Annotated in this window: 6 protein-coding genes; 3 read left to right on the forward strand and 3 right to left on the reverse strand. The window is 69.8% G+C overall.

From position 1 onward, the window contains the following. Positions 1-23: 23 nt before the first annotated feature. From ACQEVO_RS13640 to ACQEVO_RS13650, 3 genes are all read right to left on the reverse strand, one after another. Positions 24-12140, reverse strand: coding sequence for an SDR family NAD(P)-dependent oxidoreductase (locus ACQEVO_RS13640; protein ID WP_432912933.1), 12117 nt, complete (start codon positions 12138-12140; stop codon positions 24-26). Positions 12141-13000: 860 nt separating this feature from the next. Next, complete coding sequence (locus tag ACQEVO_RS13645) at positions 13001-13456, reverse strand: NUDIX domain-containing protein (protein WP_432912935.1); 456 nt, start codon at positions 13454-13456, stop codon at positions 13001-13003. 30 nt (positions 13457-13486) lie between these two features. Beyond that, positions 13487-13888 (reverse strand): ArsR/SmtB family transcription factor, encoded by a 402-nt coding sequence (locus tag ACQEVO_RS13650; RefSeq protein WP_432912937.1) that lies wholly within the window; start codon positions 13886-13888, stop codon positions 13487-13489. Positions 13889-13971: 83 nt separating this feature from the next. On the opposite strand from ACQEVO_RS13650, the gene ACQEVO_RS13655 reads away from it, so the two are divergent. The 3 genes from ACQEVO_RS13655 (at position 13972) to ACQEVO_RS13665 (ending at position 16705) form a co-directional block, all read left to right on the forward strand. Then, positions 13972-14853: an NAD(P)-dependent oxidoreductase gene (locus tag ACQEVO_RS13655; protein ID WP_432912939.1), complete on the forward strand. Its 882-nt coding sequence runs from the start codon at positions 13972-13974 to the stop codon at positions 14851-14853. An 81-nt stretch (positions 14854-14934) separates the two neighbouring features. Next, the gene (locus ACQEVO_RS13660; protein ID WP_432912941.1) at positions 14935-15498 is read left to right on the forward strand and encodes a TetR/AcrR family transcriptional regulator; all 564 of its coding nucleotides are present in this window, start codon (positions 14935-14937) and stop codon (positions 15496-15498) included. Between the two features lie 265 nt (positions 15499-15763). Further along, complete coding sequence (locus ACQEVO_RS13665; protein ID WP_432912943.1) at positions 15764-16705, forward strand: alcohol dehydrogenase catalytic domain-containing protein; 942 nt, start codon at positions 15764-15766, stop codon at positions 16703-16705. Positions 16706-16709: the final 4 nt, after the last annotated feature.

The raw sequence follows: 16709 nt of genomic DNA on the forward strand, positions 1-16709 counted from the left end.
GTTACTGTCGGGGCCGGTGTTCATCATGCGCCGAACTCCTGGTCCAGGAAGTCGAAGAGTTCCTCGTCCGTCGCGGCCGACAGGTCGTTCTCGTCCTCCGCGCTGTCACCCAGATGAGTTCTGGCGGTGGTGTCGAATCGTGCGAGGGCGAGGCCGGCTGCCCGGCGATCGTCGTCGGTGGCGAGTTCGGCCAGCAGGGCCTCGACCTGGCGCAGCGCACCGTCCAGCCGATCGAGCGGCCGCGGCGCGGGCGGGGCGGCCAGATGTCCGGCGATGTAGTCGGCGACATCGCGCGGGGTGGGATGGGCGAAGACGAAGGTCGGGGGTAGCCGCAGCCCGGTTTCCGCGGTCAGGAGATTGCGCAGCTCCACCGAGCCCAGTGAGTCCAGGCCCAGTTCGGTGAATTCCTCGGCCGGGTCGATGGCGGACCGGATATTCGCGGCAATCCCGACCTGCCGCAGCACCATGTCGAGGATGGCGGAATGGCGGGCAGCCTCGGTGAGGCCGGCCAGTCGAGCCACGAATCCCGAATCCCGGGCCGGCGCCGATCCTCGATCGGAGGGGCCCGGTGTGGTCGACGGGAGCGCCAGGGCGCCCGCCAGGAGTTCGGACCCGGTATAGGTGTGGGAGGCCTGCGGATTGAGGCAGAGCGGCACTACCACGGGCCGGTCGGTGTGCAGAGCCTCGTCCAACAGAGCCAGGCCGGCCTTGACATCCAGCGGTATCAACCCCACCCGCGCCCAGCGCGCCCGGTCCACCTCGGCGAGCCGGTCACCCATGCCCGCCGACCACGGTCCCCAGGCCAGGGACAGCGCCGGCAAACCCGCCGCCCGACGGTGGGCGGCGAGCGCGTCCAGCGCCGCGTTGGCCGCGGCATAGTTCGCCTGGCCGGCCGATCCCATCACTCCGGTCATCGAGGAGAACAGGACGAAGGCCGAGAGGTCGAGGGAACGGGTCAGTTCGTCCAATACCCTCGCACCCGCCACTTTGGCGTGCCATACGCGCGCCACGCGTTCGGCGGTCAGGGAAACCACGGTGGCGTCGTCGAGCACGCCCGCCGCGTGCACCACGGCGGACAAGGGCCGATCGGCGGGGATATCCGCGAGCACCGCGGCCATCTCCGCCCGATCCGTCACATCGGCCGCCACCACCCGCACCCGGCAGCCGATCCCTTCCAGTTCCGCCACCAGATCGGCGGCGCCCGGCGCCGCCATCCCCCGGCGGCTCACCGCCACCACCTGCCGCACGCCGTGCTCCGTCACCACGTGCCGCGCCACCAGCGCCCCGAGGCCACCGGTGCCGCCGGTGATCAACACCGTCCCCGACCCCCAGCGGCCGGCCGGCGGCTCGACAACGCTCTCGCCTGCCCGATCATTCCGATCGATCGTCACCGGGCCGGTCACCCGGTCGAGCCGCGGCACCCACATCGCACCGTCGCGCCACACTATTTGCGACAGGCCGGATCGCGCGATGGCGGTCCAATCGACCTCGGTTTCGTCCGCACGATCCACCAGAACGATCCGGCCGGGGTGCTCGGTCTGAGCCGAGCGCGCCAACCCCCAGATCGCCGCGCCCGCCACCTGCGGCACGGTGTCGGCGATTCGCACCGCATGCCGGGTGACCAGGACCAGCCGGGAATCGAGGAACCGCTCCCGGCTCACGAATTCCTGGATCGACGCCACCACCTCGGCCACCGCGGTGAGATCGTCCTCGCTCTGCGACAGGCGCTCGGCCAGATCGACGATCACGATATCCGGCGCACCCACCACCAGCGCCGGATCGCCCTGCGGCGCTTCGGCGACCAGAAGTTCCACCGCCGGGACGACGTCTGTGAGTACTTCCGAATCCGTTCTGGACCACAGCAGTTCGAAAAGCGCTCCGGTGTCCCGGGAGGCGCGCGCACCGAGGAGTTGGGCCATCTCGACCGGTCGATAGACGAGAGTCTCGACGGAGATGACCGGAGCGCCACGCTCGTCCACAGCGGCGAGGATCCAGGACGAATCGCCGGCGACGGCCACTCGTGCGCGAAGTGCCGTCACACCGGACTGATAGCGGCGCACCCCGTTCCAGCTGAACAGCATCCGCCCGGCGCCCACGCCGTCGAGGGCCAGCATCCCGCCGCCCTGAACCACCGAGTCGAGGAGACCGGGATGGATGCCGTAGCCCGCGGCGTCCGGTGCGAGGTCGAGGGAGATCTCGGTGTAGAGCGCGCCGTCGTGCAGCCAGGCCGCGCGGATCGCATGGAACGTGGGGCCGTAGTCGTAGCCGACTTCGGTGAGGCGCTGATACACCTCGTCCACGGCGACGGGCCGGGCCCCGAGTGGCGGCCACGTTCCGTCGCGCAGTGCGCCGAACTCGTCCCCGTGCGCCGGTGCCGTGGTCGCGAGCACACCGGCGGCATGCCGGGTCCACCCGGATTCGGCACCGCCCTCGGGCCGGGAGTACACGGTGATCGCGCGGGCGCCCCGATCGTCGGGCGCCGCGAGATCCACCTGGAGCCGCACTGTCTCCCCCGCGGCCAGCACCAAGGGAGCGGCGAGGGTGAGTTCCTCGAGCACCGGGCACCCGGTCCGATCACCCGCGAACAACGCCATATCGACGAACGCGGTACCGGGCAGCACCGCCATGCCGAGCAGCACATGATCGGCGATCCACGGATGCGAGGCGAGCGACAGCGATCCCCCGAACACCACATGGCCCGTCGAGGCGATCACCAATTCCTCGCTGAACACCGGGTATCCCGGGCCCGTCCCGGCGGCGGCACGCGGACCGAGCCAATAGCGCTGTCGCTGGAAGGCATAGCCCGGTACCGCCGTCCGCCGCGCCCCCGACCCCGCGAAGTACCGCTCCCACTCCACCCGGCCACCGCGGCAATACAACTCGCCGATCGTCCGGATCAGCGTTTCGACCTGTCCCCGGCCGCGGCGCTGCGCCGCGAGCACCACCACGTCCGGCGCATCACCGGCACCGCGATCGTCGTCCAGGTTGTCGCCCATCGCACTCGCCAGGACCGCGTCCGGCCCGATTTCCACGAACCGTGCCCCGCCTCGGGCCCGCGCCGCGGCCACGGCGTCGGCGAACAACACCGGCTCCCGTACCTGACGCGTCCAGTAGCCGGGGTCGCTGAACAATGCCGATTCCACCGCACCCGTCACCGACGACACCATGGATATACGCGGGGGCCGGAACTCCAATTCCGACACCACGGCGGCGAAATCCTCGAGCATCGGCTCCATCAGCACCGAATGGAACGCGTGACTCACCGCCAGCCGGCGGAGCCTGCGATCGGCCCACCGGCTCTCCAGCTCCGCGATACCGGCCTCCGGTCCGGACACCACCACCGACTCCGGCCCGTTCACCGCCGCCACCGACACCCCGTCCGGCAGCTCCGCGACCTCACCCGCCGGCATCCGGACCGCGAGCATCGCCCCACCGGCCGGCAGTTCTGCCATCAACCTGCCCCGCGCCGTCACCAGACGCACGGCGTCCGCTTCCGACAGCACCCCCGCCACGCAGGCCGCGGCGATCTCCCCCACCGAATGCCCCACCACGACATCCGGCACCACGCCCCACGATTCCAGCAACCGGGCCAGACCCACCTGGATCGCGAAAATCCCCAGCTGCGCGTTCTCCGTGGCGTCCAGCTCGGTATCCGGCCCGAAAAGCCACTCCGGCGCGCAGATCCGGCGTACCACATCCGCGAACACCGGAAACGCCTCGAACAGCTCCCGGCCCATCCCCGCCCACTGCGAACCCTGTCCCGAGAACGCGAACACCGTCTCCCCCGCGACCGCGCGCACCGGTACCGCACCGTCCCGATCGATCCCGATACCGCCTGCGCGATCGGCGGAGTCCGCGAACAGCACGGCCCGCCACTCCAGAGGCGAACGCCGGCAGGCCAGTTCGAATCCGATATCGAGCGGTGACGCCTCGGCATCCCGTTCGACCCAGCTCCGCAACCGATCGGCCTGAGCGGTCACCGATGCTTCGGTTCTGCCCGAGATGAACCAGGGCACGATACCTGCCGGATAGCCGGCCGCGTCGCCGCCCACCCGGGCCGGTTCCGGCGCGGGTGCCTGCTCCACGATCAGGTGCGCGTTGGTCCCGCTGATCCCGAAGGATGACACCGCCGCCCGCCGCGGCCGCCGATCCCGCTGATCCCATTCCCGCTCCGCGGTCAGGAGTTCGACATGTCCGGCCGACCAATCGATACGTGGATTGGGCTGTCCCACATGCAAGGTCCGGGGCATCACCCCGTGCCGCATCGACTCGATCATCTTGATCACCCCGGCCACACCGGCCGCGCCCACGGTGTGGCCGATATTCGATTTCACCGAACCCAGCCACACGGGCCGGTCCCGCTCCTGTCCATACGTGGCCAGCAGCGCGCCGACCTCGATGGGGTCGCCGAGCGGGGTGCCCGTGCCGTGTGCTTCCACCACATCGATATCCGAGGCGGACAGACCCGCGGTGGCGAGGGCCGACCGGATCACCCGTTCCTGTGCAGGACCGTTCGGGGCGGTCAAACCATTGGACGCCCCGTCCTGGTTCACCGCGCTGCCACGGATCACGCCCAGAATCCTGCGCCCCTTGGCCCGCGCGTCCGACAGCCGCTCCAGAACCAGGAGACCGGCCCCCTCGGAGAAGCCCACGCCGTCGGCGTCGGCGGAGAAGGTCTTACAGCGACCGTCCGGCGAAAGACCCCGCTGCCTGGCGAAATCCACGTACAGGTACGGCGACCCCCAGACCGACACGCCACCGGAGAGCGCCACGGAGCAGTCCCCGGCCCGCAAGGACTGGCAGGCGAGATGAATGGCCACCAAGGACGAGGAACAGGCGGTGTCCACCGTGACCGCCGGGCCCTCGAAACCGAAGGTGTAGGCGATCCGGCCGGAGAGGACGCTCTGGGTGGTGCCGGTGAGCCGGAACGTCTCGAGTTCACCGGGTACGGAGGCGACATAGTCGGAGGCACTCGCACCGGCGAAAACACCGATGTCCTGCCCACGCAGCGATCCCGGATCGATCCCGGCGTCCTGGACGGCATCCCACGCCACCTCCAGGAGGACCCGCTGCTGCGGATCCATGGCCGTGGCCTCGCTGGGCCCGATACCGAAGAACTCCGCGTCGAATACCGTGGCATCGGCCAGGAAACCGCCGCCGCGGGTGTAGACCGTGCCGGGTTCGTCGGGATCGGGATTGTAGAGCCGGCCCAGATCCCAGCCGCGGTCGTCCGGGAACCCGCCGATGGCGTCGGTGCCCCCGGCGATCAGCTGCCAGAACTCTTCGGGTGAGGACACATCGCCCGGGTAGCGGCAGGCCATACCCACGATCGCGATCGGCTCATCGGCGGGCGCGGCAGGCGCGACCCGCTTCGCGGGTACGGGCGTTGTCACGGATGTGCCCGCCGTGAGCTGGGACAGCACGAACTCGGCGACGGCTTCGGGCGTCGGGTAGTTGAACACCAGGGTCGAGGGCAGCCGGATTCCGGTGACCCGGCCCAGACGATTGCGCAGGTCCACCGAACCCAGAGAGTCGAAACCCATGTCACTGAAGGGTTTTCTCACCTCGATGGCCGAGTCGGAATCATGCCCCAGCACCGCGGCGACTTCCCGGCGGACCAGGTCCAGCACGAGTGGAAGCCGCTGCTCATGCGCCGCCGAAGCCACCCGGGCCGCCGGCGAATCGGTGCCGGCGGTTTTCCGGCCGCCGGTCCGGCCGGCGAATCCGCGCAATACCGCCGGTATGAGATCCAGCTCCGAAGCGCGGCGTACCGCGGTCCGGTCGAACCGCAGCGCGGCGAGGGGCCCCGGCCGGGTGGCACCGCGCAGTGCCGCGTCGAACAGCGCCATTCCCTCTTCGTGACCGAGCCGGCCCAACCCCCAGCGCTCCCAGCGCGCCAGCGCCGCGTCGTCCAACCCGGCCGTCATCCCACCGGTCTGCTCCCACGGTCCCCAGGCCACCGAAACCCCGGGTAACCCGGCCGACCGGCGGTGCTCCATGAGCGCGTCGAGCGCGGAGTTGGCGGCGGCGTAGTTGGCCTGACCGGCCGACCCCAGCAGCCCGGCTACCGAGGAAAATGCCAGGAAAACAGGAATATTCCGGTGCCGGGTGAGTTCGTGCAGGTGGATCGCGGCATCCACCTTCGGCGCGAAAACCGACGCTGTCCGCTCCGGAGTCAACGCGGTGACGGTCACGTCGTCGACCACACCGGCCGTGTGGATCACGGCCAACGGGCCGGAGGGATCGATGGTGTCGAGCAGTTCCCGCACATTCTCCCGCCGAGCCATATCGCAGGCGACGATCCGGACGCTCGCGCCGAGATCCGTCAGCTCCGTGGCGAGTCCGGCCGCTCCGGGCGCCGCCGTACCGCGGCGGGAAGCCAGCACCAACTGCCGCACCCCGTGCCGGGTGACCAGGTGCCTGGCGACCACGGCCCCCAGCCCGCCGGTCCCCCCGGTGACGAGCACGGTGCTGTCCGTCAGTTCCGGCGCAGCGGTATCCGGGGCGGTGGTTGCGACCAAGCGAGGTACCAGAACATCGCGCCCGCGGAGCATCACCTGGGGCTGCCCCGAGGCCAGGACGGCACCGACGTGCTCCACCGAAAGCGGCTGCGCGGGTTCGATATCGATCAGCGTGAAGCGCCCGGGGTGCTCGGATTGCGCACTGCGCACCAGCCCCCACACGGCGGCGGCATCCATCCCCGATTCGACATCCGTGGGCTCGGCGGTCGCCGCGCCTGCTGCCGTACCGAGGCCCGCGGGGGCCCCGGCACCGGCGAACCCGCCCGAGGTCACGACAACCAGCTGGGTGTCGGCCAATCGTGGTTCCGCCAACCAGGATTGGACGAGATCGAGCACGGCGTATGCACTTTCCAGGATGGCTGCCGAACCGGTACTCGCGCTCCCGGTGGAGGTCTCCGACCGCCACACCACCGCATCCGGAACATCGGAGACCGTCCCCACGCGATCCGCACCGGTTCGCGCCGGATCCGCCGCATCGGTCCCCGTGCGACCCGCGGCATCGGTCCACTCGCCCTCTACCGCGGCGGTCCGGGCACCGGCCGCGATCATGGCCGCTATCGACACGTGGTGCCGGTCGAACCCCGGTACCGGCTGCGGGGACAGTGCCGCCACGTGCATCGCCGGCGCGGCGGGCACCTCGATCGGTTCCCACTGCTGCGCGTAGAGCGCCACGGTGCCGCGGCGCCCGCTACCGGCCGCTTCGGCCCCGGTGTACGCGCGGGCGACCACCTCGTCCACCGAAACCACGGGATTGCCGGCCGGGTCGATCGCGGCGACGGCGATACTGCGCGGCCCGTTCGAGACCGCGATCACCCGCAACCGGGTCGATCCTTTCGACCACGACGTCCCCTCCATCCGGTGGAAACGCGCGTTGCCCCATCGGAAAAGCAACCACCCCGTGTCGGCCTCGGTCTGCGACTCCCGGCCGGCGGACTCCGGATAGAGCCAGGCGACCCCGGCATGCATCACGAGATCCAGCAGAGCGGGATGCAGATCGAAACGGGTCAGATCGGTGGCGGCCTCGGTATCGACCTCGACCTCCGAATACACCACGTCACCGTGCCGCCACGCTTCACGCACACCGAGAAACGCCGGGCCGTAGTGCAAGCCGCCGGTGCGCATGATCTGATCCGGGATGCCGGCGCTGTCGAGCGCCTCTGCTCCCGGCGGCGGCCAGTCCTCGTTTCGCAGACGGTCGGCCAACGACACATCCGTGGATTCGGCGACCAGGCTGCCACTGGCGTTACGAACCCAGTCTCCGCCCGCGACGCGGAAGGAGAACTCGAAAGCCCGCCGGCCGTCCGCGTCCGCGGCCCGAACGAGGGTCCGCAGTTCCACCGCATCGCCCGGCCCCGGTGAGATCGGTGCCAGCAGAGTCAGCTCCTCGACCACTGGGCAGCCGATGTGACCGCCGGCGACCAGTAGGAATTCGATCAACGCCGCACTCGGCAGCACCACCGTGTCCCCCGAGGTGTGATCACCTACCCAGGGATGGGTGTCGAGCGAGAAACCACCGGTGAAAAGCCATTCGTCGCCGGCGCCCAGATCGAGGACACCGGTCAGGATGGGATGGTCCATCCAGCCCCGCGACGGGCCGGTGGACGGCGCTTCGAGCCAATACCGGGATCGCTGAAAGGCATAGGTAGGCAGGGCAATTCGCCTGGCGGTCACATCGGGCAGGAGTGCATCCCACCGTACCGCGGCACCCGAGGCATGGGCCTGTCCGACGGCGCGGACGAGATGCGCCACTTCGTCGGCGGAACGCCGGGAGCAAGCAATGGCCGCCACATCGCGCCCGGCAGCATGCTCGGTCGCACAGTCCTCGGTCAGCGCCGTCAGGACGGCGTCCGGGCCGATCTCCACGAAACGCCGGACCCCGGCCGCCAGCAGCGCATCCACTCCCGGCGCGAAACGGACCGACGCCCGAACGTGGCGCACCCAGTAGTCCGGATCCACAGCGGAGTCCCCGATGAGCTCACCGGAAACATTCGAGACGATGGGAAGTGACGGACTCCGGTATTCCACCCGGGCCGCCACCGACCGGAATTTCTCGAGCATGGGTTCCATGAGCGCCGAATGAAATGCGTGGCCGACCCGGAGGCGAGTCGTTCTCACCCCGTCGGCCGCAAGCCGGCCCTCGATATCCGCGATCGCCTCGATCTCCCCAGAGAGCACCGCAGCGGAGGGTCCGTTGATCGCCGCCACCGACAGCCGGTCCCCGTACCCGGCCACCAGTTCCCGCGCCCGTCCTTCGGGAACCGCGACCGCCAGCATGCCTCCACCGGCGGGCAACCCGCCCATCAGCCGGCCCCGCGCCGCCACCAGCACACACACGTCTTCCAGAGACCACAGGCCCGCCACGTGGGCGGCGGCCAACTCCCCGATCGAATGCCCGGCCACCACATCGGGTGTGATCCCGAACGACTCGATCAGCCGGAACAGGGCCACCTCGAAGGCGAACAGCGCCGGCTGAGTGAATTCGGTGCGCTGCAATATCGCCTCGGGGCCGGTGAACATCACTTCCCGCAACAACGATCCGGAACCGGATTCGCGGCCGGGCAGGGGCTCGAGCAGAGTCTCGAACTCCGCGCAGATCTCGTCCAAGGCCGTCGCGAACACCGGGAAGGCGGCGTAGAGGTCACGTCCCATCCCCACGCGTTGCGCGCCCTGCCCGGTGAACAGGAACGCGATCTTCGCCGCGGCCGCCGTCCCGGTGATCACACCCGGGTGGTCACGACCGGCAGCGAGCTCGGCCAAACCGGCGAGTACCTCGTCGCGCCCGGCACCGAGTACCACGGCTCGACAGGGCAGTTGCGCGCGCCGGTGTGCGAGCGCACCGGCCACCGAGCCGAGATCGACCTCCGGACGGTCCACCAGCCATTGCCGCAATCGTCGCGCCTGCGCGGGCAGGGCGGCGCCGGACGCGGCGGAAACCAGCAGCGCGAGCGTCTCCCCGGACGGCACCCGCTCAGGCACCGGCTCCGGGTCCCCGGGAGCCGGTGCCTCCTCGAGAATCATGTGTGCGTTCGTCCCGCTGATTCCGAACGAGGAGACACCGGCTCGTCGCGGCCGATCCGATATCGGCCAGGGTTCGGCCTCGGTGAGCACCCGCACTCCGCTGTCGGCCCACTCCACATGGGGCGAGAGTTCGTCCACGTGCAAGGTCCTCGGCAACACCTCGTGCCGGAGCGCGGACACCATCTTGATCACGCCGGCGACCCCGGCCGCCGCCACCGAATGCCCGATATTCGATTTCAGGGACCCGATCCGCAAAGGCCGGCCGGCCCGGTTACCGCCATACGCGGCGATCAATGCCCGCGCTTCGATGGGATCGCCCAGCGTCGTACCGGTGCCGTGGGCCTCCACCGCCGCGATGTCCTCGGGTGCCAGCCCGGCATCCGCGAGTGCCGCCCGGATCACCCGTTCCTGAGCGGGACCGCTCGGCGCGGAAAGACCGTTCGAGGCCCCGTCCTGGTTCAGCGCGCTCCCGCGCACCAGAGCCAGCACCGGATGGCCCAGGCGGCGTGCGTCGGAAAGCCGCTCGACGATCACCAGGCCCGCGCCCTCGGACCATCCCACCCCGTCCGCGGCCCCGGAGAAAGCCTTGGAGCGTCCGTCTTTCGCCAAACCGCGCTGCCGGGCGAAGTCGACATACAAACCGGGATCGGCCAGTACGGTGACACCACCGGCCAAGGCCAGCGAGACCTCTCCGTTGCGAAGTGCCTGTACCGCCAGGTGCAGGGCGACCAGCGACGACGAGCACGCCGTGTCGACGGTGACCGCCGGGCCCTCCAGACCGAGGGTGTAGGCGACCCGGCCGGAAATGACGCTGCGTGTCGTACCGGTCAACCGGTACCCCTCGTGCGGACCGGCCACCCTCCCCGCGTACCCCGAGGACCACGCCCCCACGTACACCCCGGTATCGGTTCCCCGCAGGGAGGCCGGATCGATCCCCGCGTCCTCCAACGCCTCCCAGGCCACTTCGAGGGTGAGGCGTTGCTGCGGGTCCATGGCGGTGGCCTCGCGCGGGCTGATCCCGAAAAAGGCCGCGTCGAAACCCGCTGGATCGGTGAGGAACCCACCCTCCCGCACATACGTGGTTCCCGGTGTGTCCGGGTCCGCGTCGAACAGCCGGCCCAGATCCCATCCCCGATCGGTGGGGAACGGACCGATCACATCCTGCCCGCCGGCGACCACATCCCACAGGTCGTCCGCCGATGCCACCCCACCGGGGAAACGGCAGCCGATGCCGACGATCGCCACCGGCTCCTCGGAGCGCGCGCGAGCAGCGAACGACTGTGGACGCCGGGAGGTCGCCGGGTCTGTCCCTTCGATCCGGGACCTGATCAGCCGGGCCACCGCCCGCGGCGTGGGATGGTCGAACACCAGGGTCACCGGTAACGCCACCCCCACAGCTGCCGTGAGCAGAGTGCGTATCCGTTGTCCACCGAGGGAATCGAATCCGGCCGCGCTGAAGGGCCGATCCGGGTCGATATCGGCGCCGGGTCCCACCACACCCGCGATCTGCTCGAGTACCACCCCCAGCACCAGCGCGTCACGATCCCGCTCGGCGGCGGCGAGCAGCCGCGTGGCGAACGGCCCTGCCGCGGATGATTCCCGCGATACCGTATCCGGTTCCCCCGCGGTCGCCCCGTCGAGATCGAACAGCGAGCCCGGCAACGCCACCGGATCCGCGGCCGGAGTCAGGACCTCCGCGGGAATGTCGATTCCCACGCAATAGGCCCGGGCCAGGGCTGTCGCGAATTGGTCCGGTCCGCCCCGGCCGAAGCGCAAGGTCTCCACGGTGGCGATCCGATCCGCCCGCCCCAGCGAATCCGCGATCGACTCGATCGAGGACAGGAAAGCCGGGTGCGGGCTCAGCTCGATGAACGCGTTCATCTCCGCGTCCAGCAGGCATTCGATCGCCGCGGCGAAACGCACCGGACTACGCTCCTGCCGATACCAGTACCCCGCGTCCATCCCCGCGGTATCGAGGAACTCGCCGGTCAGCGCCGAGCACAACGGGATATCACCCGACCGCGGCCGGATCGGCGCCAAGTCTGCCAGTACCCGGTCCCGGATCTCCTCGATCGCCGGCGAATGCGAGGCGTAATCCACCACGATCCGCTTGGCCCATACCCCCTCGTTCTCGCATCGGGCCACGAACTCCGCCGCGGCGTCGGTACCACCGGTGATCACGGTTTGCCGCGGCCCGTTGACCGCCGCCAGGAACAACCGGCCGCCGAAATCCGCCAGCCGTTCCCGCGTCTCCCCTTCCGACAGCCCCACCGAGACCATCGCCCCGGAACCGGACAACGTCTCCGCCACGATGCGCGCCCGCGAAGCCATCACCCGTGCCCCGTCCGACAGGGACAGCCCGCCCGCGACCACCGCCGCGGCGATCTCACCGATGGAGTGGCCCACAACCGCGTCCGGCTCCACGCCAAACGACCGCCACAACCGTGCCAAAGACACCGTGACCGCGAAAAGTACCGGCTGCACCACATCGACCCGCTCCAGCGAAGCGGCATCGGATTCACCACGCAACACCTCGGACAGCGACCAATCCACGAAAGGCGCCAATGCCGCCTCGCAGTCGGCGATCGCCTCCGTGAACACACCCCCGCCGCCAGCAGCTCCCCGGCCATACCTGTCCACTGACCCCCCTGAGCGGGACAGACGAATACCACCCGCCGACGCGCCACCCGGCCCGGAGCCACCACTGCACCGGCGGCCGCCCCCAGCGGGTCGGCCAAGGCCGCCAATCCGGCCGACAGTTCTTCCGGACCGCGGCCCACCACCGCACCCCGCCAGCCCGCGTCCCCGGTACGCAGCAACGAGGTACCGATTCCCGGCAGATCGCCCGCCGGCTGCGCGGCGGCCCACTCCCGCAGTCGGGCCGCCCGACGACGCACCGCACCCGCGTCGTGCCCGGATATCACCCAGGTCAGCAGGTCCGAATTCGCCGGTTCGGAATTTTCGAGAAATGCGTTACCTGCCACGCTGACAATTCCTTCGATAAAACGCTGACAATCGAATCAGCCGAACACCCGCCGCGATCCGTCCGTCCGCCGGGCGGAGACGTCGGGAGTTCAACGGAACCGGATCCTTCCGGCGATGCCACTGTCCGCGCACAGGACGAGATACTCGGCCGGCTCTCGACCGGGTGAGGGGCGTTCCGCCGGAACGAACCGGTTCGCCCGAGCGCACCTCGGATCAGCGATGGTTGCCTGTAGATAACCCGACCATCCGAACACCGGGCGGACGAGGCACTTTCGTGTGCGCTCACGCGCCCAGTGAAACCGCCGCCGGGCTCCGACGCAACCGGAGGCGGCTCCCACCGGTGAACGGACGATGAAATTTTCCGCACCGCGTTCGTCGACGACGGGGTTCGCCGCATGCTCCGGCACCGGCACGGCCCTGGGGCCTCGGTGGCCGGCGGACGGGTGCGACCCGGTTCCGGCCCGAGCCGGCGATTGTCAGCGAAGTCGCTCGGCAAGCCGGGGCAGCAACGGCTGCTGGCCGGTGATCAGCTTGTCGTGCGCGGTGGACAGATCGAACCATTCGACCCGATCGATCTCAGGGAAAGCGCGGTACTCGCCCGACCGCGGCGGCCATTCCATCTCGAATGTCCCCGGCACCACCCGAGCCGGATCGAGCTCGCCCTCGACCGCCCACACCGTGACCTGCTTGTTGCCGTACCGCACGTCACCCAGCGCGATCCACTCCCCGTCGGGCACCGGCACCCCCAACTCCTCGCCGAATTCGCGGCCCGCGGCGGCACGGGCCTCCTCGGTCACCGGCTCGTACTCGCCCTTGGGGATCGACCACGCCCCCGAATCCTTACGCGCCCACAGCGGCCCGCCCATATGCCCCAGCAGCACGTGGACTTCCGGCTCACGGCGAAACAGCAGGACTCCGGCGCTGTACTTCATGGCGTGCAGTCTGCCGGAAGCCCTCCCCGATCAGTGCGAGGCCACGGGCCGTTTCAGCGCCGCGAGCAGTTTCGCGCGGTCCTCGGGCGAACCGGCCCACTTCGCGTCGTCCCCGACGATATCGGCCAGGGCGCGGAACACCACGTCGAGCAACCCGGGGAACCGGGCCTGCAGATCCGCGTAGCGCAGGCGCATCACCCTGGTACGTCCGGTGACCGTCGTCCGGGTGATTCCCGCTTCGCGCAGCACCCGGTAGTGATGCGAGAGCGTGGACTTGTGCAATTCGATGTGCCGGCCGAGTTCGCCGCAGTTCTCGCCCTCGTCGGCGGCCAGGCAGGCCACCAGTTGTAGCCGGATCGGATCGGACAGCGCGTGCATGACCGCCGCCAGTTCGAGGTCGGCGGTATCCGGGTGCGACAACTCGGCGGGCACGACCGCACCTCCTCCAGCTCTTGACAGTTTGAGAATCATACAACAATTATTGTTGGAAGTTTTTCAAACAATTAGGAGGCAGAATGTCCGGCGCAGCAGCCACACCCGTCGCGGTCCTGGGACTGGGACCCATGGGTTCCGCGATCGCGAAGACCTTCCTGGCCGCGGGATATCCGACGGTCGTGTGGAACCGCACCGGGGCCAAGGCCGATGCGCTGGTCGAACTCGGCGCCGACCGGGCGCCGTCGGCGGCCGCGGCCATCGCCGACGCTCCCCTCGTCGTCGTCTCGCTGCTCGACGACGACGCGGTGGGCGCAACCCTGCGCGACGCGGGGGCGCAACTGCACGGGCGGGTGCTGGTGAACCTCACCTCCTCGACTCCCGAACAGTCGAGGAGGCGCGCCGAGTGGGCCGGCCACCACGGTGCCGAGTACGTGGACGGCGCCGTCATGGCGGTGCCGCAGGGCATCGGCACACCGGACGCGCTGCTGCTGTACTCGGGTTCCGAAAGTGGTTACCGCACAGCGGAACCGGCACTGAAGACTCTCGCCGAAAAGGGCAGCTACCTGGGTGCGGACCACGGGCGCGCGGCCGCCTTCGACGCCTCGCTGGTGTCGATGTTCTGGCTCTCCTACGTCGGGGTGGCCCTGGGTATCGCGCTCGGCGAGGCCGAGGGAATCAACGGCCGCGAACTCGTCCCGTTCACCCCCGCAGTGGTCTCGCTGCTGCCCGATATGGCGGCGCAAACCGCCGCACAGGTCGAAGCCGGGCACTATCCCGGTGACGACACATCCATCTCCTCGGCCTACACCGCGTTCACGACACTCCGCGAGGTGATCGCGCGCCACGGTATCGACACCGGCGTACTCGACGCCACGGGCCAGGTCTTCCGGCGTGCGCTGGCCGCGGGCCACGGAGCCGAGGGGCTCGCCCGTCTCGTCCCGATACTCGCCGGGGACCGCTGAGGGTCGAGCCAACTCGCGGCCTGGTGGCGGGACCCGCTCGCGCGCGGTTGCGGAGTGTGCGGGACAGTTAGGGTTGCGGGCATGACGTCTCAGCGCCAGGCCAATCGTGGTCCGGCTGCCGCTGCGGAGAACCGGGCCGCACTGATCGCGGCGGCGCGTGATCTGCTCGCCACCCGTGGCGCCGAGGTGCCGCTGGAAGTTATCGCACAGCAGGCCGGGGTGGGCAAGGGCAGCCTGTACCGGCATTTCCCGACGCGGGAAAGCATCATTCTGGCCGTTTTCGAGGACAACCTCGCCGAGTTGGAGCATCGCGCCGGCCTGCCCGGGACCACCGTGGAGGACTTGCTCGATGCGGTCGTCGACCAGTTGGTCGAGTCGGCGGCGTTCGTGGTGGTACTGGACCCTCGGGACAGCTCTGATCCCCGGATCGCCGCGGCGGGAGCGACGCTACGGGAGTTGTTCGTCGCCAAACTCGCCGATCCGGCGGCCCGAGGCCGGTTCCGCGCCGACCTCGACATCCGCGAACTGGTCGTCGCCGTGGGCATGATCGCGGGGCTGCTCGCGAGGACGCCCGCCGAGGAACGCCGCCCGGTCGCGCGCGAGGCATGGAAGGTGCTACTGCGGGGCATCGAACGCTCCCACTGAGACCGGACGAGTCCGGCAACGATTCCCAGGACGCCTCGGCTTCCCGTATGCAGTGTCCGAGCACCACCCGAACGCCGACGACCGCAATCCGGCTCTGCTGCGGCCTTGACTATTCGAGGAGAGGCCGCAACACTCAACCCAACCGGACGGTAACGTCCGGTTGCGTTCCGGTTGGTCGACACTTCTCGGCGCGCTCTCCTCGGGGAGTGGCTCGGCCGATGTCGAAAACCGCGATACACCAGACGAATCGGCAAGGAAGGCCATCGTGAAAGCCTGGCAACTGACCGCAGTCGGCGAACCACTGCGACTGATCGAACGCGACGACCCCCGCCCCGGCCCCGGACAGGTCGTCATCGATGTCCGGGCCGCCGGGATCTGCCACAGCGACGTGGGTTTCGCCGACGGCACCCTGACCCCGATGCTGCCCGGGCTACCGATGATCCTCGGCCACGAGGTGGCCGGAGTCGTCGCCGATATCGGCCCCGACGTCACCACCGTGCACCCCGGCGACCGCGTCGTCATCGCGGGTCCCGAAGACTTCGCCCCGGGCTGGGCCGTCGACGGCGGATTCGCCGATAAATGCCTGGCCCGCGCCGACGGACTGCTGACCGTGCCCGACAACGTCGGCTTCGCCCAGGCCGCCACCGCCACCGACGCCGGCCAGACCGCCTACGGCGCGGTCATGGGCGCCGGGGAACTACGGAAAGGTCAACGGGTCGGCATCGTCGGGCTCGGCGGCCTCGGCATGACCGGCGCCCGCATCGCCGTCATCGAAGGCGCCGAAGTCTATGCCGCAGACCCCAAACCGGGCACCTGGGCACCCGCCAAGGACCGCGGCGTGCTCGAGGTCGTCGACGACGTCCAGAAACTCGGCGCCTACAACCTCGACCTCATCGTCGACTTCGCCGGCTTCGGCACCACCACCGCCGGCGCGATCAACGCCGTCCGCCCCGGCGGACTCGTCGTCCAGGTCGGTCTCGGCGTTCTCGAAGCCACCATCTCCACGGCCGCACTGGTCGTCAAACCCGCCACCCTGCGCGGCTCCCGCGGTGGCCGGCCGGGCGATACCGACGCCGTCCTGCGGCACATGGCCACCGGCGCACTCGAAATCCAAACCAACACCATCGGTTTCGACGACATCCCGCACGCCATCGAACGCCTCGCCACCGGCGACGTGATCGGCCGGTTCGTCGCCGTGCCCGACTGACACC

The organism is Nocardia sp. CA-290969, from assembly GCF_050936135.1.
Classification (GTDB): domain Bacteria; phylum Actinomycetota; class Actinomycetes; order Mycobacteriales; family Mycobacteriaceae; genus Nocardia.

Excerpts from the sequence above, each read along its gene's own strand:
- ACQEVO_RS13645 (WP_432912935.1), bottom strand. The coding sequence starts at position 13,456 with ATGAAGTACAGCGCCGGAGTCCTGCTGTTTCGCCGTGAGCCGGAAGTC.
- ACQEVO_RS13655 (WP_432912939.1), top strand. The coding sequence starts at position 13,972 with ATGTCCGGCGCAGCAGCCACACCCGTCGCGGTCCTGGGACTGGGACCC.
- ACQEVO_RS13660 (WP_432912941.1), top strand. The coding sequence starts at position 14,935 with ATGACGTCTCAGCGCCAGGCCAATCGTGGTCCGGCTGCCGCTGCGGAG.